Origin of the sequence: Tistlia consotensis USBA 355 (assembly GCF_900177295.1) — a bacterium.
GTDB classification, from domain to species: domain Bacteria; phylum Pseudomonadota; class Alphaproteobacteria; order Kiloniellales; family DSM-21159; genus Tistlia; species Tistlia consotensis.
The window spans coordinates 372,286-397,651 of sequence record NZ_FWZX01000001.1; the positions used below are offsets into that span (position 1 = coordinate 372,286).

Annotated in this window: 26 protein-coding genes and 1 pseudogene; 8 read left to right on the top strand and 19 right to left on the bottom strand. The window is 72.2% G+C overall.

The window, feature by feature from the left end; all coding sequences use genetic code 11:
• Positions 1-7 precede the first annotated feature (7 nt).
• A complete protein-coding gene (gene copC / locus B9O00_RS01690) occupies positions 8-376 on the top strand; it encodes a copper homeostasis periplasmic binding protein CopC (protein ID WP_085120688.1) in 369 nt (122 codons plus the stop codon).
• Positions 377-386: 10 nt separating this feature from the next.
• Positions 387-1,295: a copper homeostasis membrane protein CopD gene (copD, locus tag B9O00_RS01695; RefSeq protein WP_085120689.1), complete on the top strand. Its 909-nt coding sequence runs from the start codon at positions 387-389 to the stop codon at positions 1,293-1,295.
• A 19-nt stretch (positions 1,296-1,314) separates the two neighbouring features.
• On the opposite strand, the gene B9O00_RS01700 is transcribed toward copD, so the two are convergent.
• The gene (locus B9O00_RS01700) at positions 1,315-1,848 is read right to left on the bottom strand and encodes a hypothetical protein (RefSeq protein WP_085120690.1); all 534 of its coding nucleotides are present in this window, start codon (positions 1,846-1,848) and stop codon (positions 1,315-1,317) included.
• A gap of 177 nt (positions 1,849-2,025) precedes the next feature.
• On the opposite strand from B9O00_RS01700, the gene sorA reads away from it, so the two are divergent.
• Positions 2,026-3,237: a SorA family sulfite dehydrogenase catalytic subunit gene (gene sorA / locus B9O00_RS01705; protein WP_085120691.1), complete on the top strand. Its 1,212-nt coding sequence runs from the start codon at positions 2,026-2,028 to the stop codon at positions 3,235-3,237.
• A gap of 11 nt (positions 3,238-3,248) precedes the next feature.
• Positions 3,249-3,554 carry a SorB family sulfite dehydrogenase c-type cytochrome subunit gene (gene sorB, locus B9O00_RS01710; protein ID WP_085120692.1) on the top strand — a complete coding sequence of 102 codons (306 nt, stop codon included), beginning with the start codon at positions 3,249-3,251 and terminating at the stop codon, positions 3,552-3,554.
• A 25-nt stretch (positions 3,555-3,579) separates the two neighbouring features.
• Here sorB and B9O00_RS01715 read toward each other — a convergent pair whose 3' ends face one another.
• Genes B9O00_RS01715 through B9O00_RS01725 form a run of 3 tightly spaced genes read right to left on the bottom strand, consistent with a single transcriptional unit; the run spans position 3,580 to position 6,394 of the window.
• On the bottom strand, positions 3,580-4,359 hold the full coding sequence (locus tag B9O00_RS01715; RefSeq protein WP_085120693.1) for a 3-hydroxybutyrate dehydrogenase: 780 nt from the start codon (positions 4,357-4,359) through the stop codon (positions 3,580-3,582).
• Between the two features lie 50 nt (positions 4,360-4,409).
• Positions 4,410-5,150 (bottom strand): acetoacetate decarboxylase, encoded by a 741-nt coding sequence (locus tag B9O00_RS01720; protein WP_085120694.1) that lies wholly within the window; start codon positions 5,148-5,150, stop codon positions 4,410-4,412.
• The gene (locus B9O00_RS01725; RefSeq protein ID WP_235017010.1) at positions 5,147-6,394 is read right to left on the bottom strand and encodes a patatin-like phospholipase family protein; all 1,248 of its coding nucleotides are present in this window, start codon (positions 6,392-6,394) and stop codon (positions 5,147-5,149) included. The genes B9O00_RS01720 and B9O00_RS01725 overlap by 4 nt, the downstream gene beginning before the upstream one ends.
• A 547-nt stretch (positions 6,395-6,941) precedes the next feature.
• Here B9O00_RS01725 and B9O00_RS01730 point away from each other — a divergent pair.
• From B9O00_RS01730 to B9O00_RS01740, 3 genes are read left to right on the top strand one after another with little or no spacing between them, the layout of a single operon-like run.
• Complete coding sequence (locus B9O00_RS01730) at positions 6,942-7,403, top strand: MarR family winged helix-turn-helix transcriptional regulator (protein ID WP_179243905.1); 462 nt, start codon at positions 6,942-6,944, stop codon at positions 7,401-7,403.
• Entirely contained in the window at positions 7,400-8,632 is a 1,233-nt protein-coding gene (locus tag B9O00_RS01735; RefSeq protein ID WP_218822762.1) for a multidrug effflux MFS transporter, read from the top strand. Before B9O00_RS01730 ends, B9O00_RS01735 begins: the two co-directional genes overlap by 4 nt.
• Positions 8,633-8,691: 59 nt before the next feature.
• Positions 8,692-9,414 carry a gamma-glutamylcyclotransferase gene (locus B9O00_RS01740; protein WP_200808369.1) on the top strand — a complete coding sequence of 241 codons (723 nt, stop codon included), beginning with the start codon at positions 8,692-8,694 and terminating at the stop codon, positions 9,412-9,414.
• Between the two features lie 25 nt (positions 9,415-9,439).
• Here the strand turns inward: B9O00_RS01740 and B9O00_RS01745 are convergent.
• From B9O00_RS01745 to badH, 12 genes and pseudogenes are all read right to left on the bottom strand, one after another.
• Positions 9,440-9,616: pseudogene (locus tag B9O00_RS01745) on the bottom strand (acyl-CoA dehydrogenase family protein); the annotation flags it as partial.
• A 39-nt stretch (positions 9,617-9,655) separates the two neighbouring features.
• Entirely contained in the window at positions 9,656-11,284 is a 1,629-nt protein-coding gene (gene aliA, locus B9O00_RS01750; RefSeq protein ID WP_085120696.1) for a cyclohexanecarboxylate-CoA ligase, read from the bottom strand.
• A 73-nt stretch (positions 11,285-11,357) separates the two neighbouring features.
• A complete protein-coding gene (locus tag B9O00_RS01755) occupies positions 11,358-12,383 on the bottom strand; it encodes a zinc-binding dehydrogenase (RefSeq protein ID WP_085120697.1) in 1,026 nt (341 codons plus the stop codon).
• 13 nt (positions 12,384-12,396) lie between these two features.
• The gene (gene aliB / locus B9O00_RS01760) at positions 12,397-13,551 is read right to left on the bottom strand and encodes a cyclohexanecarboxyl-CoA dehydrogenase (protein ID WP_085120698.1); all 1,155 of its coding nucleotides are present in this window, start codon (positions 13,549-13,551) and stop codon (positions 12,397-12,399) included.
• Positions 13,536-15,527, bottom strand: coding sequence for an AMP-binding protein (locus B9O00_RS01765; RefSeq protein WP_200808370.1), 1,992 nt, complete (start codon positions 15,525-15,527; stop codon positions 13,536-13,538). Before B9O00_RS01765 ends, aliB begins: the two co-directional genes overlap by 16 nt.
• Before the next feature lie 14 nt (positions 15,528-15,541).
• On the bottom strand, positions 15,542-16,249 hold the full coding sequence (locus B9O00_RS01770) for an ABC transporter ATP-binding protein (RefSeq protein ID WP_085120700.1): 708 nt from the start codon (positions 16,247-16,249) through the stop codon (positions 15,542-15,544).
• A gap of 1 nt (position 16,250) precedes the next feature.
• Positions 16,251-17,012, bottom strand: coding sequence for an ABC transporter ATP-binding protein (locus B9O00_RS01775; protein ID WP_085120701.1), 762 nt, complete (start codon positions 17,010-17,012; stop codon positions 16,251-16,253).
• Positions 17,009-17,950: a branched-chain amino acid ABC transporter permease gene (locus B9O00_RS01780; protein WP_085120702.1), complete on the bottom strand. Its 942-nt coding sequence runs from the start codon at positions 17,948-17,950 to the stop codon at positions 17,009-17,011. The genes B9O00_RS01775 and B9O00_RS01780 overlap by 4 nt, the downstream gene beginning before the upstream one ends.
• A complete protein-coding gene (locus tag B9O00_RS01785; RefSeq protein ID WP_159460061.1) occupies positions 17,947-18,816 on the bottom strand; it encodes a branched-chain amino acid ABC transporter permease in 870 nt (289 codons plus the stop codon). The genes B9O00_RS01780 and B9O00_RS01785 overlap by 4 nt, the downstream gene beginning before the upstream one ends.
• Positions 18,817-18,895: 79 nt before the next feature.
• Entirely contained in the window at positions 18,896-20,152 is a 1,257-nt protein-coding gene (locus B9O00_RS01790; RefSeq protein ID WP_085120704.1) for an ABC transporter substrate-binding protein, read from the bottom strand.
• A 143-nt stretch (positions 20,153-20,295) separates the two neighbouring features.
• Positions 20,296-21,081 (bottom strand): 2-ketocyclohexanecarboxyl-CoA hydrolase, encoded by a 786-nt coding sequence (badI, locus tag B9O00_RS01795; RefSeq protein ID WP_085120705.1) that lies wholly within the window; start codon positions 21,079-21,081, stop codon positions 20,296-20,298.
• Between the two features lie 17 nt (positions 21,082-21,098).
• Positions 21,099-21,866 carry a 2-hydroxycyclohexanecarboxyl-CoA dehydrogenase gene (gene badH, locus B9O00_RS01800; protein WP_085120706.1) on the bottom strand — a complete coding sequence of 256 codons (768 nt, stop codon included), beginning with the start codon at positions 21,864-21,866 and terminating at the stop codon, positions 21,099-21,101.
• A gap of 141 nt (positions 21,867-22,007) precedes the next feature.
• On the opposite strand from badH, the gene B9O00_RS01805 reads away from it, so the two are divergent.
• Complete coding sequence (locus B9O00_RS01805) at positions 22,008-22,496, top strand: MarR family winged helix-turn-helix transcriptional regulator (RefSeq protein WP_085120707.1); 489 nt, start codon at positions 22,008-22,010, stop codon at positions 22,494-22,496.
• Positions 22,497-22,520: 24 nt separating this feature from the next.
• Here B9O00_RS01805 and B9O00_RS01810 read toward each other — a convergent pair whose 3' ends face one another.
• From B9O00_RS01810 to B9O00_RS01820, 3 genes are all read right to left on the bottom strand, one after another.
• On the bottom strand, positions 22,521-22,910 hold the full coding sequence (locus B9O00_RS01810) for a hypothetical protein (RefSeq protein ID WP_200808371.1): 390 nt from the start codon (positions 22,908-22,910) through the stop codon (positions 22,521-22,523).
• 274 nt (positions 22,911-23,184) lie between these two features.
• Positions 23,185-24,405, bottom strand: a complete 1,221-nt coding sequence (locus B9O00_RS01815; RefSeq protein ID WP_085120709.1) for a serine hydrolase domain-containing protein — start codon at positions 24,403-24,405, stop codon at positions 23,185-23,187.
• A 4-nt stretch (positions 24,406-24,409) separates the two neighbouring features.
• On the bottom strand, positions 24,410-25,363 hold the full coding sequence (locus B9O00_RS01820; protein WP_085120710.1) for a phytanoyl-CoA dioxygenase family protein: 954 nt from the start codon (positions 25,361-25,363) through the stop codon (positions 24,410-24,412).
• Positions 25,364-25,366: the final 3 nt, after the last annotated feature.

Genomic DNA, 25,366 nt, shown 5'->3' on the forward strand with positions numbered 1-25,366 from the left:
GGTGGTCATGACCCTCGTCCGAACCTTCCTGCTGTCCGCGCTGATCCTGTTCGGCGGCGTCGGGACGGCCTTCGCCCATGCCCACCTGCTGTCGTCGGTGCCGGCCGACCGCAGCGTCGTCGCCGCCTCGCCGAGCGAGCTGACGCTGACCTTCTCGGAAGGGCTGGAGATCGCGCTCAGCGGCGTCACGCTGACGACGGCGGGCAAGCAGGTGCTGCCGACCGGGAAGCCGCAGCTCGCCAAGGACAGCGACAAGGTCATGGTCGTACCGGTCGAGTCGCCGCTCGCCGCCGGCCGCTACAGGGTCGAGTGGCATGCCCTGTCGAGGGACGGCCACAGCTCGCACGGCGCCTACGCCTTCACGGTCAGGCCCTGACCGGCAGGTCGTGACCGGGCCGATCGCCGCTCTCGCGCTCTGCCGCCTGACCTTCGACGCCGCCGGAGCCTTGCTGTTCGGCGCCAGCCTGTTCCTCGCGGTACTCGCCCCCGCGACGCTGCGCGGCGCGCTCGCCCCGCGGCTCGGGCCGACGCTCCGCGCTGCGGTCGTGCTGGTCCCGGTCGCCACGCTGCTCTGGCTGCCGCTGGAGGCCGCGCAGATCGGCGGAGCATGGCACTCCGCCCTCGACCTCGACCTGCTGTCGGCGCTGCTGTTCGACACCTCGCTGGGTTCCGTCTGGCTGGCTCGCGCGGCGCTCTGCGGGCTGCTGGCGGCCGGCTTCCTCACGACGAGGCGGCCCGTCCTCGCCGTGGGGCGGCCCTGGGCGATCGTGGCGACCTGCTCCGGCCTGCTGCTCGCGAGCCTCGCCCTGTCCGGCCATGCGGCGGCCGACGAAGGCGCGCGCGGCACCGTCCAGGCCGGCAACGAGGCCCTGCACGTCCTGTCCGGCGGCGCCTGGCTGGGCGCGCTGGCCGTCCTGCCGCCGTGCCTGGCGGCGCTGCGCGAGCCCTCGCTGCGCCGCCAGGCGGAGCTGGCGCTGCGCCGCTTCTCGACCGCCGGGCACGGCGCCGTCGCGCTGGTGATCGCGACCGGGCTGGCCAACACGGCGCTCGTGCTCGGCCGCTGGCCGACCGACTGGTCGTCGCCCTACCAGGTCCTGCTCGTCGCCAAGGTCGCGCTGGTCGCCGTCATGGTAGGCCTGGCCCTGTCGAACCGCTACCTGCTGATGCCGCGCCTCGCCGGCGGGCACGAGGCCGCGCTCGGATCGATCGGCAGGCGCGCCCTGGCCGAGCTCGCCCTCGGGGCCGCCGCGCTCGCGCTGGTGGCCGTCTTCGGGCTGCTGGACCCGACCGGCTGATGCCGCCGGCCGGCCCGGCTCAGGCGGGCCGCGGGGTGCCGCGCAGCCGGGCGTAGAGCGGCGCCAGGATCAGGAAGAAGGCGGTATGGATCGCGGCGAAGCCGATCATGCCGGCCGCCTCGAGATGCCGCGATCCGGCCAGGCCCTCGCCGATCGCCGGCAGGACGATCAGCGCGTTGAGGAACCAGACCGCGACGGCGCAGAGCAGGCCCTTGGCCCAGGGGCGTCCGGCCAGCGCCGGCTCGGCGGCGAAGCCGTAGACGAGCGCCATGACGAGCCCGACGGCCAGGTGGAAGCCGACCTTGAAGACGGCGCCCGAGGTGGCGGGCAGCAGCAGGCCGTTCCAGGGTCCCGCCAGGCCGGCCGCGGCGGCGGCCCGGCCGGCGACCAGCTGGAGCAGGCGCAGCAGCCCGCCGTGGGCGGTGACCAGGCCAGCGCGGTCGGCCAGCGCCAGCAGGGCCGTGTTGGCGGCGATCGCGATGCCGCCCGCCAGCAGCGCGGCAGGCAGGCGCGAGAGGCCGCCGGGATCGGAGGGCGGCAGGACGGTCGTCATGACGGGGCTCGTTCCTTGGAGAGGGACCGGCGGGACGTCGGCCTCTGGGGAATTGACCGCGCACCACCCCCGTTCATTCCCCCCGCCCGGAGATTTCTCGGGATCGCCGGGGAATAGGCCCGCCCCCTCGGCTGTCTCCTTCCAGACAGAGACAGCCTCCCGAGAGGAACTCATCCGATGTTGAGCAGACGACAGGTCCTGAAGTCGGCGGGCGCCGCGGCGCTCGGCGTCGGCAGCGGACTGGCCGCGCCGGCGCTGGCGGCGCTGGCGGCCGACGGCGTCACCCTGCCCTTCGCCAACGGCGAGCGGCCGCTGGTCCGCTATCCCGGCAAGCGGCCGCTGATCGGCCTGACTGAACGGCCACCGCAGCTGGAGACGCCCTTCGCGGTCTTCGACGAGAGCGTGATCACGCCGAACGACGCCTTCTTCGTGCGCTACCACCTGGCCGGCATCCCGCTGGAGATCGATCCAGATGCCTACCGGATCGCGGTCGGGGGCAGGGTCGACCAGCCGCTGTCGCTGTCGCTCGCGGAGCTGAAGAGCGGCTTCGAGCCGCTCGAGCTGGTCGCGGTCAACCAGTGCTCCGGCAACAGCCGCGGCTTCTTCGAGCCGCGCGTCGGCGGCGGCCAGCTCGGCAACGGCGCCATGGGCAACGCCCGCTGGACCGGCGTCCCGCTCAAGGCCGTGCTCGACAGGGCCGGCGTCCGGGCCGGCGCCGTGCAGGTCTCCTTCGACGGCCTCGACGGGCCGGTGCTGCCCGAGACGCCGGACTTCGCCAAGGCGCTCGACATCGACCATGCGCGCGACGGCGAGGTGATGATCGCCTACGCCATGAACGGCGCGGAGCTGCCCTGGCTCAACGGCTATCCGGTGCGCCTGATCGTGCCGGGCTGGTACGGCACCTACTGGGTCAAGCACCTGAGCGCGATCACCGTGCTCGATCATGAGTTCGAGAGCTTCTGGATGGACCCGGCCTACCGCATCCCCGACAACGCCTGCACCGAGCCCGGCCGGAAGGCCGCGAAGACGGTGCCGATCAATCGCTTCGACGTGCGCTCCTTCGTGACCAGCGTCGCCGACGGCGAAACGGTGCCGGCGGATCGCCCGCTCGCTCTGCGCGGCATCGCCTTCGACGGGGGCTACGGCATCGCCGAGGTCGAGCTCTCGGCCGACGGTGGCCGCTCCTGGCTGAGCGCGGCCTTGGGCGACGACCTCGGCCGCTACTCCTTCCGCCAGTGGACGGCCTCTGTCCGCCTGCCGAGGGGCGAGCACCGCCTGCTGGTCAAGGCAACCAACCGGATCGGCGAGTCGCAGCCGCTGGAGCCGCTGTGGAACCCCTCCGGCTACAGGCGCAACGTCGTCGAGACGACGCGCGTCGTCGCGGCGTGAGGGAGCAGGCCATGAAGACCAGGACCCTGCTGCTCGCCGCCCTCGGCCTCGCCCTCGCCGCCGGTCCGGCCCGGGCGGAGACCCGCAGCTACAGCCTGCCGGACGAGACCGCGGCCTTCCGCCCGGGACCCGGCGTCGAGGCCGCCGAAGCCAACTGCAGCCTCTGCCACTCGGCCGACTACATCGGCACCCAGCCGCCGCACCGCGGAGCGGCCTTCTGGAGCGCCGAGGTGCAGAAGATGATCAGGACCTACCACGCGCCGGTCGAGCAGGCCGACGTCCAGGCGATCGTCGACTACCTGTCCAGGACCTACTGACCCGCCCCCCGTCGGCCGCAGCGGGTCATTGCATGAACCAGCCGTGGCTGACCACCAGGGATTGCCCGGTCAGGGCGTTCGTCTCGAAGCCGGCGAAGAACAGCGCCGCCGCGGCGACGTCCTCGACCGTCGTGAACTCGCCGTCGACCGTGTCCTTCAGCATCACGTCCTTGACCACGTCGGCCTCGGAGATGCCGAGTTCCTTGGCCTGCTCCGGAATCTGCTTGTCGACCAGCGGGGTGCGCACGAAGCCGGGGCAGATGACGTTGGCGCGCACGCCGTGCGCGGCACCCTCCTTGGCGACGACCTTGGCCAGGCCGATCAGGCCGTGCTTGGCGGTGACGTAGGGCGCCTTCAGCGGCGAGGCCTCCTTGGAGTGGACCGAGCCCATGTAGATGATGCTGCCGCCGCCGCCGCGGGCGTACATGTGGCGCAGCACCGCCCGCGTCGTCAGGAAGGCGCCGTCGAGGTGGATCGCGAGCAGCTGCTTCCACTTCGCGAAGGGGAAGTCCTCGATCGGGAAGACCGTCTGGATGCCGGCGTTGCTGACCAGCACGTCGATCCGTCCGAAGACCTCCAGCGATTTCGCGATGCCGGCCTCGACCTGCTGCTCGTCGGTGACGTCCATGGCGACGCCGGCGGCGACCCCGGCGCCGCCGAGCTCCTCCGCGGTCGCGTCGGCGCCCTGCTGGTTGAGGTCGGCGATCGCCACCCTGGCGCCTTCGCGCACGAAGGTCCGGGCGATCTCCTTGCCGATACCGCTCGCCGCGCCGGTGACGACGGCGACCTTGCCTTGCATGCGCATGTCCTGGGCTCCCGTGTGGTGGGCGAACGTCCCGTCGTGCTTCGGGATCGTCACTGTTCGAGGTAGTCGTGAACGACCTTGCCCAGTCCCAGGGTCAGGTCGCAGACGATGTGGATGCTGGAGACCACCTCCAGGACCGGCAGCTCGGCGACCGGGGCCAGGGCGTGGGGCATCAGCGACAGCGCGCCGGGCCCGGTCCAGGCGCCCTTCACGACGATGTCCTCCAGCCGGTACTCGACGAGCTCGCAGATGCGCGGCGTGCCGTCGACGTGGGGGATAATCTTCAAGAGGAAGTTCGGCCCCTGCAGCGAGGTCTTCACCGCGTCGAGGTCGGCCTCCCGGTGCTTGTAGCCCATGGTTCCGGTCGCGACGCGCACCGGCCCGTAGTCGAGGGTGCCGACCAGCGTGTCGATCTCGGTGCGCAGGCTCGGATTGGCGAGCTTCTTCGGAAAGCCCCAGAGCTCGCGGCCGCCGGCGATCGGCGGCTCGTCGTTGAGGAACATGCAATGGCTGTAGCCGCCCCTGCGGCCGTCCAGCGAGACCGGGATCACCTGCCCGGTCTCGCAGTAGTCGCCGAAGCCGGTCGAATCGGGCATCCGGATGAACTCGTACTTGACCAGCGGCTCCTCGACGACCAGCGGCTCCGGCACGAGCGCGCGCAGCCTGTCCGGATCGGTGCGGTAGGTGATGACGAAGAACTCCCGATCGACGAAGCGGTAGGGGCCCGGCGGATAGGCCGGGCTGGTCAGGGGCATCGCGAAGGCGCGCTTCAGGACCTCGTCCTGCTTCATCGACGGCTCTCCTCGTGCCGGGGGGCGGCGTCGCCGTCGGCACGGCGGCTGTCGGCGAAGCCGAAATCGAAGGAGCGGAAGCCTTCCGACCGGTCCGGCCGTTCGAAGATTGCCTGGTTCCGCAGTGCCCGAAGCGCATCCTCGTGGCCCGCGCGCCAGTGCTCGGCCATGCTGAGACGGGAGAACTCGTAGTCCTTGGTGTTCCCCTCGTAGTGCTTGGACCGATAGACCAGCTGCACGATGTTGTAGACCTTCTGGTCGGCGAATTCGGCCAGCATCCTGCCCTCGGCGGACTCGCGGAGGGCCTCGGGCAGCTCGGGCAGCAGGGCGGTCAGCGCCGAGCGGACCTTCTGCATGTGCTTCAGCCCGTCCGTGCTGGCCCGGGTGCGGCTGGAGAACTGGATCTCCTTCTGCCTGACCGCGACGTCGGTCAGGTCGAGCGGGAATTTCCCGCGCGAGCTCCAGAGATCGACCTGGAAGGCGAGCATGTCGCGGCGCGGCTCCGAATCGACGACCCACTGCAGCGGCGTGTTCGAGACGAGGCCGCCGTCCCAGTAGTGCTCCCCGTCGATCTCGATCGCCGGAAAGCCGGGCGGCAGGGCGCCGCTCGCCAGGATGTGCTCGGGGCGAATCGTGTGGGTCGTCGTGTCGAAGTAGGCGAAGTTCCCGGTCCGCACGTTGACCGCGCCGACGCTGAAGCGCATCGCCCCGCTGTTGATGCGATCGAAATCGACAAGGCTCTCGAGCGTCGTCCCGAGCGAGGAGGTGTCGTAGAAGCTCGTGGCTTCGGGACGGCCACCCGGCACGATCCAGGGCGGCGGGAAGCGTGGCCTGAAGAAGCCGGGGGTACCGGCGGTGAGGGCGTGGAAGGCGCTCAGCCGGTCGAAGAAGCGATGCGCGGCCTCTCCGACGCCGTTCAGCGACCCGCCGGCGCCGAGCAGCGGCTCCGCGCAGGCGCCGAGCGGGTGGCCGGTGATGCGGTCCCAGAACGCGCGCAGCCGTTCGACGCGCAGCTCGGGCGGATTGCCGGCGATGATCGCCGCGTTGATGGCGCCGATGGAGATGCCGGCCACCCAGTCCGGGTGAAGATCGGCTTGCGCCAGCGCCTCGTAGACACCGCCCTGATAGGCGCCCAGCGCTCCGCCGCCCTGGAGCAGCAGCGCGACGCAGTCGAAGGAGCTTCGGCCATTCGGTCGGCGGTCTGCGCCGCGGCTCGCCCCGGTCCGTCGATCCGGCATCTGCATCGATCTCTGCTCCCTACCCGCCGACAGTCCCGCGCGGTGCCCGTCGATCTCGGCGTGGCCGTCGACCGGATGGTCCCACTGCAGTCGTCGCCTCGCCCGAACCGGCCGCGAGGCCCTGCGCCGCGGCGGGACGCACCATCACCGACCGTCTGAATTGCTTGTCTCGAAGAAATGGCGCCCTCCAGACCGCTTTCAATGAGAGCAATATTACAGTCATTTAATATTAGTCGAATAATCAAAGGCAGAAAATGGGTGTCAATCCATTCGCACAAGTATGAAACGGGCGACTGATCCGGCGAGGATCGGAAGCGTCGCGGATAGAGTGCAGGCTGCCCCCGGTCAGGCCACGCCCCTCACGGTTCTCGCCCCGCCAGGCCCCGCCACTCGTCGCCTCGCGCAGGTCGGCGGCAGGTCTTCTGGCGGTCGGCGGTCTGAACTGCTGCGGCCCGCCCCGACCTGCAAGCCGGGCAGCCCTGCGGCGATTCGCTAGCTGCCGGTCATTCGATGAGATAACAATAGATGACTAGTCATCTATTACGAGGCGGCCGTGCCGACACGGCAGGAAACGATCCGCGGAGTCTTCGGCTCGACGCTGGCGCGGGCGGCGCGCCAATGGCGGCGGTCGGTCGACCAGGGGCTGCGGCCCTACGGGCTGACCGAGGCGACCTGGCTGCCGCTGCTGCGCGTCTCGCGCTCGCCGAAGCCGATGCGCCAGAAGGAGCTCGCGGCCTCGCTGTCGCTCGACAGCTCGGCCGTCGTCCGGCTGCTCGACTGCCTGGAGAAGGCGGGCCTGCTCGAGCGCCGGGAGGACGACACGGACCGCCGGGCGAAGACCATCGTCCTGACGCCGGACGGCCAGGCGACCGTGGCGCAGGTCGAGGCGGTCGCGCGCCAGGTCCGCGAGGCGGCCCTGGCCGAGCTGTCCGACGCGGAGATCGAGACCACCTTCCGGGTGCTCGAGCACATCTGCAACGTGCTCTCGCCGGCGTGCGAGGAGGCCGCGAAATGAGCGTCGGGGGCGAGGTCTCCGGCGGTTTCGCGGTCGCCATGGCGCCGCGCTCGCGCGTGCCGCTCTGGCTGCTGGCGGTGCTGACCTTCACCGGCACGCTGGCCATGCACATCTTCGTGCCCGCCCTGCCGATCGCGGCGGCGGATCTCGGCGCCACGCCGGCCGCGATGCAGATGACGATCAGCCTCTACATCCTGGGCCTGGCCTTCGGGCAGCTGGTCTACGGGCCGCTCGCCGACCGCTTCGGCCGCCGTTCCGTGCTGATGGTCGGGCTGACGATCTACTCGGCGGCCAGCCTGGCGGCGGCCCTGGCGCCCGGCGCGACCTCGCTGATCGCACTCCGGCTGCTGCAGGCGCTCGGCGGCTGCGCCGGCCTGGTGCTGGCCCGCGCCATCGTGCGCGACACCGCCGCCCCGAGCGAGGCGGCAAGGCGCCTGGCGCTGATGAACCTGATGGTCACGCTGGGGCCGGGGCTCGCACCGATCGTCGGCAGCTTCCTCGCCACCGAGCTGGGCTGGCGGTCGATCTTCCTGCTGCTCTGCCTGCTGGGCATCACCAACCTCACGCTGACCTGGCGGCTGCTCCCGGAGACCCGCCAGGCGACGGCCGGCGGCGGCGCCGGCGTCGCGCGCAACTACCTCCGGCTCCTCAAGTCGCCCGCCTTCCTGGGCTATGCCCTGGGCGGCGGCTGCGCGACCACCTCGCTCTACGGCTTCGTCGCCGCCGTGCCCTTCATCCTGGTCGAGCAGCTGCACCGGCCGACCTACGAGGTCGGCGTCAGCCTGGCGATCCTGATCCTCGGCGTCTGGGTCGGCAGCGCCGTGGCCAGCCACCTGATCACGCGCCTGCCGATCGGCCGTCTGCTGGTCGGCGCGAACGCGCTCAGCGTCGTCGCGGCCGCCGTGCTGCTGGTCGCCGCGCTGTCGGGGCACCTGAGCCTCGCCCTCACGATCGGCCCGATGTTCGTCTTCACCCTGGGCGCCGGCACGGCCTCCCCGGCCGCCCTGACCCAGGCGATCAGCGTCAATCCCCACGTCGTCGGCTCGGCCTCGGGCCTCTACGGCGCCGCCCAGATGGCCGTCGGCGCGCTCTGCACCAGCCTCGTGAGCATCGGCAGCGACCACGCCCTCTCGGCCGCCCTGGTCTTGACGGCGGCCGGCCTGATCGCACAGCTGTCTTTCTGGATCGCGCTGAGGCGGCGCCCTGCGGAGGACCCCGACAAGCCCTGAGGCGCGGCGGCGGCGAGGCGCAACCGCGACCGAGTGGCCTGCAGGAAGACGGAGCGACGATGGCTGATACCTCTCGCGGTGGACGGCGCGCGGCGCGCCGGATGGCCCTCTCGGCCGACCTGGTGGCCCATACGATCCGGCCGGAGCCGGACCTGGGACCGGAGCCGGGGCGCACGCTGCTGACCGAGGCGGAGCTCGACGAGCTGGCCCGCCGCTACAACGAGGAGTGTGGTGACCGGCCCTTCTGGGTCTTCGCCTATGGCTCGCTGATCTGGAAGCCCGACTTCGACGCGATCGCGCACCAGCGCGCCACGGCCTACGGCTGGCACCGCTCCTTCTGCATGAGGATGCGGCGCTGGCGCGGGTCGCCGGAGCAGCCCGGCCTGATGATGGCGCTGGAGCGGGGCGGACGCTGCGACGGCGTGATCTACCGCCTGCCCGAGGAGGGGCGCGAGCAGCAGGTCCGCCGCGTGCTGTTCCGCGAGGTCCGGTTCCGGGAGACGGCCGACATGGTGCGCTGGCTGCCGGTCCATACCGCCGAGGGGCGGACCCGCGCCCTGACCTTCTGGGTCGGCCCCAAGGGCGAGCGGATCGCCAGCCGGCTGCCGCTCGAGGAGGTCGCCTGGACCCTGGCGCGGGCCTGCGGGCATGTCGGTTCCTGCGCCGAATACCTCTTCAACACGGTCACGCACCTGCGCGAGCACGGCATCCACGACCGCAATCTCTGGCGCCTGCAGGAGCTCGTCGCCCGGGAGATCGAGGAGCTGCATCGCCCGTCCTGACGGGCTTGGCGGCGCCGGGCGGCGGTCAGTAGGACTTCGGCTGGTCGAGCACGCGCTCGGCGATGTAGCAGAGGATCAGCTGCTCGCTGATCGGCGCGAGGCGCGTCACCAGCACCTCGTGCAGCAGCCGCTCGACCTGGTACTCCTTGGCGTAGCCCATGCCGCCGTGGGTCATCACCGACTGCAGGCAGGCCTGGTAGCCGGCCCGCGCGGCGTGCGGCGATTGCCGGAGGCGGCCGCCTCAGGCGGTCGTCGGGGAGAAGGCCTGCGCGACCTCGCGCAGCTTGAACTTCTGGACCTTGCCGCTCGGCGTCCGCGGCAGCTCCTCGACGATCTCCAGGCGCTCCGGCAGGTACTGGCGGGCGATGCGCTGCTGGGCCAGGAACTCGGTCATTTCCCCGAAGGTCAGGCTGGTGCCCTCGCGCAGGGTGACGAAGGCGACGGCGCGCTCGCCGAGGCGCGCGTCCGGAAAGCCGACGATGGCGACGGCCGCGACCGACGGATGCTTGAACAGCAGCCCCTCGATCTCGACCACCGGGACGTTCTCGCCGCCGCGGATGATGATGTCCTTGGCGCGGCCCGAGATGCGGATGTAGCCCTCAGCGTCCATGCGCGCCAGGTCGCCGGTGTCGAACCAGCCCTCGGCGTCGGTGTTGTTCCACTCCGGGCGCTTCAGGTAGCCGGCGAAGAGCGAGCAGCCGCGCACCAGCAGCCGGCCCTCCTCGCCGCGCGGCACCTCCCGGCCCCCGGCGTCGACGACCCTGGCGGCCATGCCCGGCAGGCAGCAGCCGTCGGTGTTGGCGGCCTTCTCCTCCGGATCGTCGAGCTTCGTCGTGGTGACCGCGCCGTTCTCGGTCATGCCCCAGGCCGAGACGATGGCGGCGCCCAGCCCCTCCTTGGCCTTCTGCACCAGCGGGCGCGGGATCGGCGCGCCGGCGGCCAGGAAGATGCGCAGGCTCGGCAGCGACAGGCCGCCGGCGACGACCGCCTCGGCCAGGTCGTTGAGGAAGGGCGTCGAGGCCATGGTGAAGCTGACCCCTTCGGCGGCGATCAGCGCGGCCGCGCGCTTCGGCTCCCAGACGTCCTGCAGCACCGCCCGGGCGCCGAGCAGGATCGGCATCATCAGGCCGTACATGAAGCCGGTCTGGTGCGCCATCGGCGAGGCCATCAGCACGACGTCGCCGCTGCCCAGGCCGAGCCGCTCGGCATAGGGCAGCAGGTTCGAGATCAGGGTGTTCGAGCTGTGCATCACGCCCTTCGGCTCGCCCGTCGTGCCGGAGGTGTAGAGCAGCTGGGTCACGTCGTCGGGCCCGGTCGGCGCCGGCCCGGCGACCGGCGCGCCGGCCATCAGCACGGCCTCGAAGCCCTCGGGACCGGGATCGCCGATCGCCACGACCCGCTCCAGGGTCGGCACCTCGGCCTGCACCTCCTTCGCCATCGCCTGGTAGTCGAAGCCGCGGAAGACCCGCGGCACCACCAGCAGCCGGCTCTCGGCCAGGCCGAGCATGAAGATCAGCTCGCGGTGCCGGAAGATCGGCATCAGCGGGTTGGCGACCGCGCCGATCCGCGCGCAGGCGAGATAGAGCGCGGTGAACTGCCACCAGTTCGGCAGCTGGTAGGAGACGACGTCGCCGGCCCCGATGCCGAGCCGGACCAGCCCGCCGGCGATCCGCTCGGCGCGCTCGGCGAGCTGGCGGTAGGTCAGCCGCGTCTCCTCGCCGCTCACGCTGTTCGTCCCGACCAGGGCCTCCTGGTCGGGCCGCTCGGCGAGGCAGGCCGCGAGGTAGTCGTTGATCGTCCTGTCGGGCCAGAAGCCCTGCGCGCGCATCTGCCGGCGACGCGGCGCGATCAGCACCGGATCGAACTCCATCGTCTCATCCTCCCCGTTCTTTCGTTCTTTTCTCCGCGGCGCCGTCTCGGACCGGCGCCGTCTCTTCCGCGCGTCACGGGACGCGCAGCACCACCTTGCCGAACTGGCTGCCGCTCTCGACCCGCCCGAAGGCCTCGCGGAACGCGGCGAGCGGCCGGACCTGGTCGATCACCGGCGCGAGGTCGCCCGCCGCGACGACCGCGAGCAGCCGGCGGAACTCCTCGACGCTGCCCAGGGTCGAGCCGAAGATCGCGATCTGCCGGATGAACAGGCGCCTGAGGTCGGCCGGCGGCTGGTCGCCGGTGGTCGCGCCGCAGGTCACGATGCGGCCGCCGCGCCGGACGGCGCGCAGGGAGTCGCCCCAGCTCACCTCGCCGACGTTGTCGATCACCAGGTCGACGCCCTGCCCGCCGGTCAGCTCCAGGACACGCTTCGCGACCGGCTCGCGCCGGTAGTCGATGCCGGCCTCGGCGCCCAGCTCCGCGGCCTTCGCCAGCTTCTCCGCGCTCGAGGAGGTGACCAGGGCGCGCGCGCCGGTCAGGCGGGCGAGCTGCAGGCAGGCCGCGCCGACGCCGCCGCCGACGCCCATGATCAGCACCGTCTCGCCGGCCCCCAGGGCCTGCTTGCCGAAGAGCATCCGCCAGGCGGTCAGGTAGGCGACCGGCAGGGTCGCGGCGGCGAGCGGGTCGACGCCCTCGGGCAGCGGCAGGAAGCAGGCGGCCGGCATGGCGACGTATTCCGCGAAGGTGCCGTGGCGGTGCTCGCCGGAATAGGCGACCTGCTCGCAGAGCGGCTGGTCGCCGGCCAGGCAGAAGCGGCAGCGGCCGCAGAAGCCCGCCGGATAGAGGACGACCGGCTGGCCGGGCCGCAAGCCGCTGCCGGCTGGCGCCTCGACGATCTCGCCGGCGCCGTCGACGCCCAGCACCATCGGCAGCGCGTGACGGATGCCGCGGCCGTCGTCGCGCATGTAGAGGTCGACGCGGTTGATCGAGGCGGCGGCGACCCGCATCACCGCCTCGCCGGGCGCCGGCGTCGGATCCGGGAAGTCGCGCAGGTCCAGGCCCGCCGCGCCGCGTTCCTCCAGTACCAGGGCCTTCATCGCTGCCTCCCGCTCAGTTCGGTACCGCCTGGCGGCCGACGCGCTGCCGGGCGACGATGGTCTTCATGATCTCGGCCGTGCCGTCGCCGATCTGCAGGCCGAGCAGGTCGCGCAGCCGCTGCTCGTAGGGCAGCTCGCGCGAGTAGCCGGCATGGCCGTGGAACAGCAGGCAGGCCTGCACCGCCTCGAAGGCGAGCTTCGGCGCCCACCACTTGCACATCGCCGCCTCGGCCGTGTGCGGCAGCCCCCGGTCCTTCAGCCACAGCGCCTTGAGGCACAGCAGGCGCGCGGCCTGGAGCTGGGTGTCGAGCTCGGCGAGGCGGTGCGAGACGCCCTGGAAGGCCGAGAGCGGCCGGCCGAAGGCCTCGCGCCCTGCCACGTAGGCCCAGGTCTCCTCCAGGCTGGCCGTCGCGACGGCCAGGCACTGCAGCCCGATCAGGGCGCGCGAGAAGTCGAAGCCCTGCATGACCTGGCGGAAGCCCTCGCCCTCGGCGCCGAGCAGGTAGCGGCCCGGCACGCGCACCGCGTCGAAGAAGATCGAGCCGCGCCCGACGGCGCGCTGGCCCAGATCCTCGAAGCGGGTGCGGGCGATGCCCGGCCGGTCGAGCGGCACCAGGATCGCGCTGACCCCGGCCGCGCCCTGGTCGGGCCGGCCGCTGCGCGCGAAGACGACAGCGGCATCGGCCTGCTCGGCGCAGGAGATCGAGGTCTTCTCGCCGTCGAGGATCCAGTCGTTGCCGTCGCGGCGCATCGAGAGCTGCAGGTTGCCGGCGTCGGAGCCGCCGCGCGGCTCGGTCAGCGCCAGCGCGACCATCGCCTCGCCGGCGCAGATCCGCGGCACCCACTCGGCGGCGACCTCGGGGACGGCGTGCTCGGCGACGATCTGGCCGTTCAGCGAGGCGAGCAGCGGCACGTAGGCCATGTTGAAGTCGCCGGCGGCGAGCGCCTCCATGGCCAGGCCGCTGGTCAGGCGATCGAGGCCGAGGCCGCCCAGCGCCTCGGGCAGCTCGGGCGCCAGGAAGCCGAGCGCGCCCATCTCGCGGATCAGCGCCCGGTCCAGCAGGCCGGCGCCGTCGCGCGCCGCGTAGCCCGGCGCCAGGCGCTCGCGGGCGAAGCGCTCGGCGGCCTCGCGGACCGCCTGCTGCTCCTCGCTCAGTCCGAAGTCCATCGGTCCTCCCGTCCCTCGACCAGCTGCTGCAGCCGTGCCACCGCCTCGGGATTGACCAGGGCGTCGAGGTTGCCCGGGTCGTCGCCCTGCAGGACCGCGCGCACGACGCGGCGCATGACCTTCATGTTGCGGGTCTTCGGCAGCTCCTCGACGAGGAGCACCCGCCGCGGCCGGAACGAGCTGCCGAGGCCGGCGACGACCGCCGCCTCCAGCTCCGCGGCCAGCGCTTCCGGTTCCGGCGCAGCCGGCAGGGGCACGCAGACGCAGACCAGGGCCGAGCCCTTGACCGGATCGGGCAGGCCGACGACGGCGGCCTCGGCGAGCCGGCCGCCGGCCAGCAGCAGGGCCTCGACCTCGGCCGGCCCGGTGCGCTTGCCGGCGATCTTGATGGTGTCGTCGGAGCGGCCGTGGATGAACCAGAAGCCCTCGGCGTCGCGGCTCGCGAAGTCGCCGTGCACCCAGAGGCCGGGAATGGTCCGCCAGTAGGACTCGAGATAGCGCTCGGGCTCGCGCCACAGGCCGCGGGTCAGGCCGATGCTGGGCTGGCGCATGACCAGCTCGCCGACCTCGCCCGGCGGCAGGCTCCGGCCTTCGGCGTCGACGATGTCGGCGCCGCAGCCGGCGATCGGCCCGGCGAAGGAGCAGGGCTTCAGCGGCCGCCGCAAGGTGCTGGCGAGGATGCCGCCGACCTCGGTGCCGCCGGCGTAGTTGAGCAGCGGCACGCGGCCGCGACCGACTGACTGGAAGACCCAGTTCCAGGCGTCCGGCGTCCAGGGCTCGCCGGTCGAGGCGAAGAGCCGCAGCGAGGAGAGGTCGTGGCGCGCCAGTTCCGCCGGGTCGTGGCGCATCAGGGCGCGCGCCAGGGTCGGCGCCATGCCGAGGAAGGAGACCTTCCGCTGCTCGACCAGGCGCCAGATGCGGTCCGGCTCGGGATAGTCGGGCGCGCCTTCGGCGAGCACCAGCGTGCCGCCGAGCAGCGTCGTGCCGACGATCAGGATCGGGCCGACCAGCCAGCCCAGGTCCGACATCCAGAGGATGCGGTCGCTCGCCTTGAAGTCGAGGTAGATGCCGAGGTCGAGGGCGATCTTGGCGGCGAAGCCGCAGTGGCTGTGCACCGTGCCCTTGGCCCGGCCGGTCGTGCCCGAGGTGTAGACCAGCATCAGCGGGGCGTCGGCCTCGACGGCGCGGGTCGGCAGCGTCCGCCCGGCGGCCAGCGCCTCCAGCTCCGACCACCAGAGATCGCGCCCCGGCACCCAGTCGACCGCGCCGGCGCCGTGGCGCAGCACGACGAGGTGGCGCAGGCCCGGCAGCCGCGCGGCGGCGGCGTCGACCACGGACTTCATGGGCACCGGCCGGCCGCGCCGCGGCGCGCTGTCGGCCGTGATCACGGCGACCGCGCCGGCGTCGCCCAGGCGGTCGGCGACGGCCTCGGCGCCGAAGCCGGAGAACAGCGGCAGCACGATGCCGCCGAGCCGGGCGACGGCGAGGAAGGCGACGACGGCCTCGGGCAGGTTCGGCAGGTAGAGCCCGACGACGTCGCCGGGCTCCAGGCCCAGCCCGGCCAGGCCCGCGGCGACGCGGCCGGCCGCCGCGTCGAGCTCGCCGTAGCTGATCAGCCGCCGGCTGCCGTCCTCGCCCTCCCAGTCGATCGCCGTCTTGGCCTCGGTCGCCGTGCCGCGCCAGCGGTCGAGGCAGCTCAGCACCACGTTGGTCGTGGCGCCGACGCACCAGCGCGCCCAGGGGGCGCCCCGCGACAGGTCGAGCAGGCGCTCCCAGGGCCGCTCGAAGCGCAGCCCGGCGAAGTCGATCACGGCCTGCCAGAAGCGCTCCGGCTCGGCCCGGGCGAGGGCCTCGAGCGCAGCCTCGTCGGCGACGCCGCAATGAGCCAGGAAGGCGGTCAGGTTGGCCCCGGCCACCGTCGCCGCGTCGGGCCGCCAGGCGACGGCGTCGTCGGTGCTGTCCGGACCTCGCGTCACGGCCTCCTCCCGCCTCATTGCACGGTCAGGTACTTGCGGGCGAGCTCGGGATCGGCCTCGAAGGCCGCCGCGCTGCCGCCGAAGACGGTCGTGCCGCGGTCGATCACGTAGACCCGGTCGGCGCAGGCGCGGATCGTGCGCAGCGACTGCTCGGCGATCAGCATCGAGACGCCCCGGCGCTTCAGCTCGACGATGGCGCCGACCACCTCGTCGGCGACCTTGGGCGCCAGGCCCTCGTGCGGCTCGTCGAGCAGCAGCAGGCGCGGATTGGTCAGCAGCGAGCGGGCGATCGACAGCATCTGCTGCTCGCCGCCGCTCAGCACGCCGGCCTTGCGGTGGCGGTATTCCGAGAGCGGCGCGAAGAGCTCGAAGACCCGTTCGATGGTCCAGTCGTCGCCGCGCCCCGACGGCTTCGGCGCCGGCACCCGGAGATTCTCCAGCACCGTCATGGAGGCGAAGACCCGGCGGTCCTCCGGCACGTAGCCGATGCCGCGTCGGATCACCCGCTCCGGCGCCAGGCCGACCAGCGAGCGGCCGTCGTACTCGACCGTGCCGCCGGTGACCCGGATCAGGTCCTGGACGATCGCGCGCATCGTGCTCGACTTGCCGACCCCGTTGCGCCCGACCAGGCAGACGACCTCGGCCTCATCGACCTCGAGGTCGACGCCGTGCAGCGCCAGGGCGTGACCGTAGGCCGCGTGCAGGCCCGCGATCCGCAGCATCTCAGTGGCCCTCCCCGAGATAGATGCGCTGGACCTCGCGGTCGGCGGCGATCTCGTCGGCGGTGCCCTCGGCGAAGACCTGGCCGCGCGCCATCACGGTGATCCGGTCGGCGATGCGGAAGACCACGTCGATGTCGTGCTCGACGAACAGCAGGGTCAGGCCGCGGCCGCTCGCCTCCTCGGCGACCAGGTCCATCAGCTCGTGGCGCTCCTTGAGGCCCATGCCCGCGGTCGGCTCGTCGAGCAGCAGCAGGCGCGGCTCGCCGGCCAGCACCATGGCGAACTCCAGCCGCTTGCGGTCGCCGTGCGAGATGTCGTCGGCGGGGCGCTCGGCGAGCCCGGCGATGCCGACCCGCTCGAGCAGCGCCTCGGCCTCGGCGGCCAGTGCGCGCAGCCGCCCCCGGGACAGGCTGTAGCCGTGGCCGCGAGCGACCAGGTAGGCGGCGACCAGGTTCTCGCGCACGCTCATCTGCCGGTAGGTCCGGCTGATCTGGAAGGTGCGGCCGAGGCCGCTGCGGGCGAGCTGGTGCGGCTGCAGGCCGGTCACGTCGCGGCCGTCCAGGCGGATCGTGCCGGCACTGGCCGCGAGCTGGCCGCCGACGACGTTGATGAAGGTCGACTTGCCGGCGCCGTTGGGCCCGATCAGCGCCCGCTTCTCGCCGGCCTCGAGCGCGAGGTCGACGCCACCCAGGGCGACGAAGCGGCCGAACTGCCGGGCCACGCCCTCGGCCTCCAGGATCGGCCGGCCGGCGGTCGCGGTCATGGCCGCGGCTCCGAGCGCAGCCGGCGCCCGATCCGCTGCAGGCCGCCGGCGAAGCCCTCCGGCGACCACAGCACGACGAGCAGCAGGATGACGCCGATCACCAGCTCCCACTCGGTGACGAGCAGCGGCACGTAGTTGCGCAGCAGCACGTAGATGACCGCGCCGTAGAGGCCGCCGCCGAAGGACCGGAGGCCGCCGAGCACGACCATGATCAGGCTGTCGAGCGTGAAGCCGAGGCCGGCGTAGTCCGGGAAGGCGTTGCCCTGCAGCGCGGCGAAGAGGCTGCCGGCGACGCCGGCCAGCGTGCCGGCGATCACGAAGGCGGTGAGCTGGACGCGGCGCGGGTTGAGCCCGGAGGCCGAGACCCGCTCGGGGTCCTCCCCGACCGAGCGGATGGTGATGCCGAGCGGCGCGTTCACGACCCGCCAGAGGGCGAGCAGACAGGCGACCACGACGCCGAGCACGACGACCGCGAACCAGCGCTCGTCGAGGCCGAAGGCCGGCGCCATGAAGCCGGTGATGCCGGTGTCGCCGCCGGTGAAGTCGTACCACTGGAACAGCACGGTGAAGGTGATCTGGCCGCAGGCCAGGGTCAGCATGGCGAAGTAGATGTGGCTGAGACGCACGCAGAGCGTGCCGAAGACCAGGGCCAGGAGGCCGGCGAGCAGCGGCCCGCAGGCGAGTCCGGCCGCAACCGGCAGGCCGAAGCGCGAGACGGCGAGCGCGAGCCCGTAGGCGCCGAGGCCGAAGAAGGCGGCGTGGCCGAAGGAGACCATGCCGCCGTAGCTCATCAGCAGGTTGAGGCTGCTGGCGAAGAGCGCCATCAGCAGCATCTCGGTGACCAGCGGCGCGCCGCCCCGCCCGCCCAGCGCGATCGCAGCCAGCACGGCGAGGCAGCCGGCCGCGACGATGCGCCAGTCGATCCGGGCCGCGCTCATCGCTGCAGCTCCCGCCGCCCCATCGAGCGGACCAGCAGCACCGCAGCCATGACGAGGAAGATCAGCACCATGGCGAGGCGCGGGAAGTAGAGCACGCCGAGCGACTTGATGACGCCGACCGCCAGCGCCCCGGCAAGCGCGCCGTAGAGATTGCCCAGGCCGCCGATCACCACGACGATGAAGGCGGCGACGATGACCTCGGTGTCGAGCAGGTAGTTGACGTTGCCGAAGGGCGAGGCGAGGCCGCCCGCGAGCCCGGCCAGGAAGGAGCCGGCGGCGAAGGTCGCGGTGAAGATGCGCCGCTGGTCGATGCCGAGCAGCGCGACCATGCCGCGGTCGTCGGTCGCCGCGCGCAGCAGCACGCCGGCGCGGGTGAAGCGGATGATCGCGATCATCAGGGCGACGACCAGCAGGCCGGCGCCGAAGATCGCGAACTGGAAGGTCGGAAAGAAGCTGTCGCCGATCTGCACCGCCCCGGCCAGCGCGTCGGGCATCGAGACGCTGACGTTGTTGGGTCCCCAGACGAGCCGCACCAGGTCGCGCACGATCAGCACCAGGGCGATGGTCACGATCAGCTGCATCAGCTCCGGCGCCCGGTAGATCCGCCGCAGCACCGCCATCTCGAAGAGCGCGCCGACCGCCGCGGCCAGGACGGCGCCGAGCAGCACGGCGACGGCGAAGCCCAGGAGCGAGCCGTCGGAGAACAGCGGCACCAGCTGGTAGGTCAGGAAGGCGCCCAGCATGTAGAGCGAGCCGTGCGCGAAGTTGATGATCCGCGAGACGCCGAAGATCAGCGTCAGGCCCGAGGCGATCAGGAAGAGCATCATGCCTTCCATCAGCCCGTTGACGATCTGAACCGTGAGCATGCGCTGCTCCTGGACGCGCGGGACCGGAAGTCGGGCGGGCCCGCGGCGCGGCCGCGGACCCGCCGTCCTTCGAGCGAGGCTACTGCGCGGCGGCGCGCAGCTTCTCGACCTGCTCCTTCGACGGCATGGTCTTGTCGGCATCGATGCGCACGACGTTCTTCATGATCGGGAAGCCGTAGGGGCTGTCCGTCGTCACGTCGCCGACGTAGACCGGGGCGTTCATCAGGTGGTCGAAGTCGCGCACCTTCAGCGCGTCGCCGCGCAGGCCGTGGACGGTGATCGAGGTGACCGCCGCCATCAGCTTGTCGGCATCGGTGCCGCCCGCCGCCTCGATCGCCGCGGCCAGGTACATCAGGCCGTCGTAGCTCGAGGTCGCCCAGTCGTCCGGATAGACGCCGTAGCGCTCGCGGTAGGCCTCGACGAAGGCCTTGGCCTTGGGATTGCCCATCAGCTCGAAGAAGGGCGCGCGGGCGTAGCCGGAGACGCCCTTCGCCGGCATGTCCTTGGCCAGGGCCTGCATGGTGTCGACGGTCATCAGCGTGACCAGCGAGGCGCGCTGGAAGAAGCCGAAGCTCTTGCCCTGCTTGATCAGGTTGATCAGGCCGCCACCGAACACCGCCGCGTAGACGACGTCCGGCTTCTGCGCCAGCGCCGCGGTGATGTAGGAGGTCATGTTGCTCTCGCCGATCTTCGGGAACAGCGGATCGGCGATCTCCATGTCCGGGCGCAGCTGCTTCAGGTGCGCGACGAAGGTGTCGACCGAGGTGTGGCCCCACTCGTAGTCGAAGCCCATCGGCACGACGCGCTTCCAGTCGGCGTGGCCGGCGACGAACTCGGCCGCGGCGGCGGCCTCCATCAGGGCGTGCGCCTGGGTCTGCCAGAAGTAGGGCTGGAAGGCCTCGATGTTGGCCTTCTGGCTGTTGCCGATGGTCGAGTAGAAGGGCGTCTTGAGCTCCTTGGAGACCGCCGAGACGGCCAGCATCACCGCCGAGGAGCAGGTCCCGGTCAGCACGTCGACCTTGTCGTTGAGCACCAGCTCGCGGGCCAGCTTGGCGCCCTCGTCGGGCTTGGTCTTGGAATCTCGCTTGATCAGCTCGATCGGCCGGCCGAGCAGGCCGCCCTTGGCATTGAGCTGGTCGACGCCGAGCTCGACGGCCTTGACCTCGCCGTCGACCAGCGGCCCGCAGGCGCCGGAGATGCCGGCGACCAGGCCGATGCGGATCGGATCGGCGGCGCGCGCCGGACCGGCCGCGACGGCCGCCACCATGGCCAGCCCGACCGCGGCCAGCGCGGCCCGGGCGAGCGTTCTGGAAAGCTCGAATCTCTTGTCCACCATTGCCTCCTCCCTGTTGCGGTGCCGGTCCGCCGCCTCTGCCGAGGCGCCGGATCCGGATACACGGGTCCGCCGGTTCCGGCGGACCTTCGGCCGGCTGCCTGTCCGCGCCGGCTCTTCTCTTGGTCTGTCCGCGTCGGCGCCGCTCAGCTTCCGGAGAACTTCCGGAAGTCCGGCTTGCGCTTCTCGTTGAAGGCGCGCACGCCCTCCTTCGATTCCTCGCTCGCGTAGTAGAGGTTGAGGGCCTGCATCCCCATCGAGGAGATGCCGCGGATGTTCTCGCTGTCGGCGTTGAAGGAGCGCTTGGCGATGGCGATCGCGGTCGGGCTGCGCTCCATGATCTCGGCGCACCAGCGGCGCACCTCGGCGTCGAGCTCCTCGGCCGGCACGACGGCGTTAACCAGGCCCATGGCCAGGGCCTCCTGGGCGCTGTAGCGCCGGCAGAGGTACCAGATCTCGCGGGCCTTCTTCTCGCCGACCGAGCGCGCCAGCAGCGCGGTGCCGAAGCCCGGATCGACCGAGCCGACCTTCGGGCCGACCTGGCCGAAGACCGCCTTCTCCGAGGCGATGGTCAGGTCGCAGAGCGTGCAGAGCACGTTGCCGCCGCCGATCGCGTAGCCCTGGACCCGCGCGATCACCGGCTTCGGCACGTCGCGGATCAGGGTCTGCAGCTCCTCGATCGGCAGGCCGATCGTGCCGCGGCCGTCGTACTGGCCCTCGTGGGCCGACTGGTCGCCGCCGGTGCAGAAGGCGCGCTCGCCGGCACCGGCGAGCACGATGACGCCGATCGAGCGGTCCCAGCCGGCGCGCCCGAAGGCGTGGATCAGCTCGTCGCAGGTCCGGCCGCGGAAGGCGTTCATCCGCTCCGGGCGGTTGATCGTGATCCAGGCGGCGCCGTCCTCGACCGCGTAGAGAATATCCTGATAGTCCATCGTCTGCTCGCCTCCGCTCAGCCGTTCATGGTCAGGCCGCCGGAGACGCTCAGCACCTGCCCGGTGACGTAGCCGGCGTCGTCGCTGCCCAGGAAGGCGATCGCGCCCGGCAGGTCGTCGGGCCGCCCGAGCCGGCCCATCGGCACGGCGCGGCGGAAGGCCTCGGCCAGCTTCGCGGGATCGGCAGCCGTGTCGAGCACGCCCTGCAGCAGGGCGGTCTCGGTCGGCCCGGGGCAGACCACGTTGACGGTGATGCCGTGGCGCGCGTGCTCGCGGGCGAGCGTCTTGGAGAAGGCGACCAGGCCGCCCTTGCAGGCGGCGTAGACCGCCTCGCCCGACGAGCCGACGCGCGCGGCGTCGGAGGCGACGTTGACGATCCGGCCGCGGCCGCGCTCGACCATGCCGGGCAGCACCGCATGGTGGGTGTTGAGCGCACCGGTCAGGTTGATCGCGATGATCCTCTGCCAGAGCGCCGGCTCGGTCTTCAGGAAGGGTCGGAAGACGTCCCAGCCGGCGTTGTTGACCAGCAGGTCGACCGGGCCGAGGCGCGCCTCCGTCGCCGCGAGCGCGGCGTCGACCGACGGCCGCTCGGCGATGTCAACGGCGAAGGCCGCCGCCTCGCCGCCCGCCGCCGTCAGCGCCGCCGCGCAGCGCTCCGCGGCCGCCGCGTCGAGATCCCAGACGGCGACGCGCGCGCCTTCCTCGGCCAGGCGGCGGCAGACCGCGCCGCCGATGCCGCCGCCGCCGCCGGTCACGACCGCGCAGCGTCCCTCGAACCGCCTCACTGGATTTCCTCCACCGCCTGTAGTTCCTTGCCGCTCTGCCGGCGGCCGTGAATCCATCATCGGGCAGTCGGACGATTTATGTCAATATATTGCCTATATGGGCGTCAGGAAGCCCGAGGCGGAGAGGAGCGACGGAATCCCATGACGCAGCAAAAAGGCGAGTTCGGCACTGAGAAAACCAGGGAAGCCGCGCTGGCCGAGATCGCCAACCGCATCTTCTTCCGGCTCTACCAGTCTGCCAACATGATGCATAAAACCGGCACGCGGGCCCTGGATGAGTTCGGCGTGACGACGCAGCAGTGGGCGGTGATCGGCGCGCTGTCCCGGCCACAGGCGGAAGACGGCCTGAGCGTCGGCGATCTCGCGCGCTTCCTGATGGTCAGCCGGCAGAACATCGCCGGCGTCGTCACCCGACTCGAGGACCAGGGTTGCCTCGAGCGCCTGCGCGACAGCAACGACGGCCGCTCGCGCCGCATCCGGCTCTCGGAGCGCGGCCGCGAGCTCTGGCGCGCGATCCGCCCGGCGATCCACGAGTACTACGACGAGGCGCTGGCCGGCTTCTCCTTCGAGGACCGGACCGCCCTGCTGACCGGCCTCAACCGCCTGCTCGACAACATGAAGCGGCTCTGACCGCCGGTGCGGCAGCCCGCCCCCTCAGCTGCCGGCTGTCGCCGCGGCCGGCTCGAGCTCGCGGCGGCGGTCGGCGTCGGCCCCTTCGTTCCTGAAGACCAGCCAGCCGAACAGCAGCATGTCGAGCAGGACCACCAGCGAGCCGACGGCGGCGATCGGGTCGCCGACCGGATGGCCGGTGTGCAGGAGGCCGACGCCGACCGCGAGCACGGCAGTGCCGAGGATCCAGACCCGGACCTGCAAGGCCGCGCTCCTGGCGGCGTCCAGCGACGGATGCAGGCGGTAGTAGATGCCGAACAGGAAGAGCGAGACCCAGCCCAGAAGGTTCAGATGGGCGTGGGCCGGCATGGCGGAATGGTCCTGGGAGATCGCCATGACGATGCCCCAGACCATGCCGACCACGACGAAGGCCACGGCGGCTCGGAAACTCAGCGCAGACGCTCTCATTGTTCCCTCCCGAGTCGGGCGAACGCGGTCCCCGCTCGGCGTGCGGTCGCCCCTCTGCCACGACCCGCGCTCCCGGCGCCGATCCGGACCGCAGGCCGCCCGAAGCAATAGCATGGACAGGCTCGCCGCGGCACGCCGATCCGGATCCGGGCGACCGCCGGCCTTCCCCGGCCTGCGCCCGGTCCGGGGATCGAGGCGCTGGACCGGGCGGGCGACGGCGCCGGTGCCGCCGGGCCGGTCGCTAGTCGGAGCGGGTCCCGGGCGGCAGGAGACGATCCAGGCAGTCGACCAGGCTCTGCCCGCGCGGGTTCAGCAGCACGCCGGGGCCCATGCGGTTCATCGTGTAGCCGAAGCTGAGCCCCCGGCCCGGGTCGGCGAAGCCGAGCGAGCCGCCAGCGCCGACATGGCCGAAGGCGCCGGGCGCCAGGACGACGCTGTCCAGGCCGCGGCCACGGTTGTCCATCGAGCGCATGAAGCCGGCAGCGAAGCGCGTCGGCACGCGCAGGGTCGCGTCGTCGTGGGTCGCCGAGGAGACCTGTGTGATCTCCGCGACCGTCCCGGGCTTCAGCAGCCGCGGCACCCCGGCGCGGCCGCCGCAGGCCAGGGCGGCGTAGAGCCCGGCCAGGCCGCGGGCGTTGCTGATGCCGTTGGCGGCCGGAATCTCGGCGGCGCGGCCGCGCCGGCTGTTGAAGCCGCTCGGCCGCCAGCCGCCGGTGTTGCGGAAGTAGAGCGCGGAGAGCGATTCCGGCTGCTCGGCCACCGCCCGCTCGAAGCGGCCCCGGGGCGCCTCGCCATGCGCCGGCCGGTGCGGGATCACCGGCGCGACGCGGGGCTCCTCCCGCTCCGGCAGGCCGATCCAGAAGTCGAGACCGAGGGGCCCGGCGACCTCCTGCCGGAAGAAGGTGCCGAGGGAGAGCCCGGAGATGCGGCGCACGACCTCGCCGACCAGCCAGCCGAAGGTCAGGCCGTGATAGCCGCAGCGCGTGCCCGGCTCCCAGAAGGGCGCCTCGATGGCCAGGCGCGCGGTCATCTCCTGCCAGTCGAAGGCGGCGCCGTCGGGCAGCGGCGCGCGCAGGGCCGGCAGCCCGGCGGAATGGTCGAGCAGCATGCGCAGCGTCGTCCCGTCCTTGCCCTCGGCCGCGTACTCCGGCCAATAGCGGGCCACGGGGTCGTCGAGCGAGACGAAGCCACGCTCCGCCAGCAGGTGCAGGCAGAGCGCGGTCGCCGGCTTGCTGTTCGAGAAGACGACGCCGACGGTGTCCGCCCGCCAGGGCCGGCCGCTCTCCGGATCGGCGGCGCCGGCCCAGACGTCGACCAGCGTCTCGCCCTCCTGCATCACGCAGAGCGAGGCGCCGACCTCGCCGCGCCGGACGAAGTTGGCGCGGAAGACCTCGACCAGCGGCGCCAGGTCCTCGCGCCAGCGCCCCTCGACCGCCGGCGCCGCGCCCGCTTCCCGCTCCATGCGCCTAGCGGCACTCGGGCGCGCGCGCGCCGTAGCCGAGCAGATAGCGCACGGTCGGCGAGAAGCTGTCGGCGACCGCCGGATCCAGCGTCGCGACGAAGTCGGTGAAGCCGCGCAGCCAGGAGCGGTTGTAGTTGCAGATCAGCGCGCGCCGCGGCCCGTCGGTGTCGTTCGGGCCGGAGCGGTGCCAGGTGTTCGACAGCCAGAGCGCGACCGAGCCGGCGGGCGCCGTCAGCACGACCTCGCCCTCCAGCGAGCCGTGCAGCCAGGTCGGCGACTTGCGGTACCTGTGGCTGCCGGGCATGACGCGGGTCGCGCCGTTGTCCGCCGTGAAGTCGTCGAGCAGCCAGACCGTCTGGATCATCAGCGGGAACTCGGGCAGCGGCTCGGGGATCTGGCCGAGCGGCGCGTCGACGTGCCAGGCGCCGCCGCCGGTGTGCGGGCCGATGCTGGTTGCCTGGTAGTCGTGCAGGTTGCAGTCCTCGCCCAGCATGTGGCGGACCAGACCGAGCACCGCCGGGTTCTCGACGACCGGCGCCATCTCCGGCGCCTTGGAGATGATCTGCCAGACGCGCTGGGACTGGTCCTGGTCGAACAGCGTCGGCAGGTGGATGAAGTTCTTCGAGACCTTGCCGTAGGGCACCGGCCAGGGGGTGTTGCGGTTGCGGGCGCGCTCGTGGCGGGCGCGCGCGACCAGGCGGTCGGCCTCGGCCTCGCTGACCGTGTAGTGGCCCAGGTAGTAGTCGCGGATCAGGGCGTCCTGCTCCGGATCCGCGAGGCCGTCCCGGGGCACCGGCGGATGCGCCCGCTCCTCGGCCATCAGGCGATCGACGGTATCCGAATAGAGCTTCAGCTCCTCGGGTCGGAGCACGTTCTCCAGCACCGCGTAGCCGTCCTGCTCCAGCTTGCGCATAGCCTCCTCGAGATCGATGCGCGGGCTCGTATCGACAGCGCTCATTCC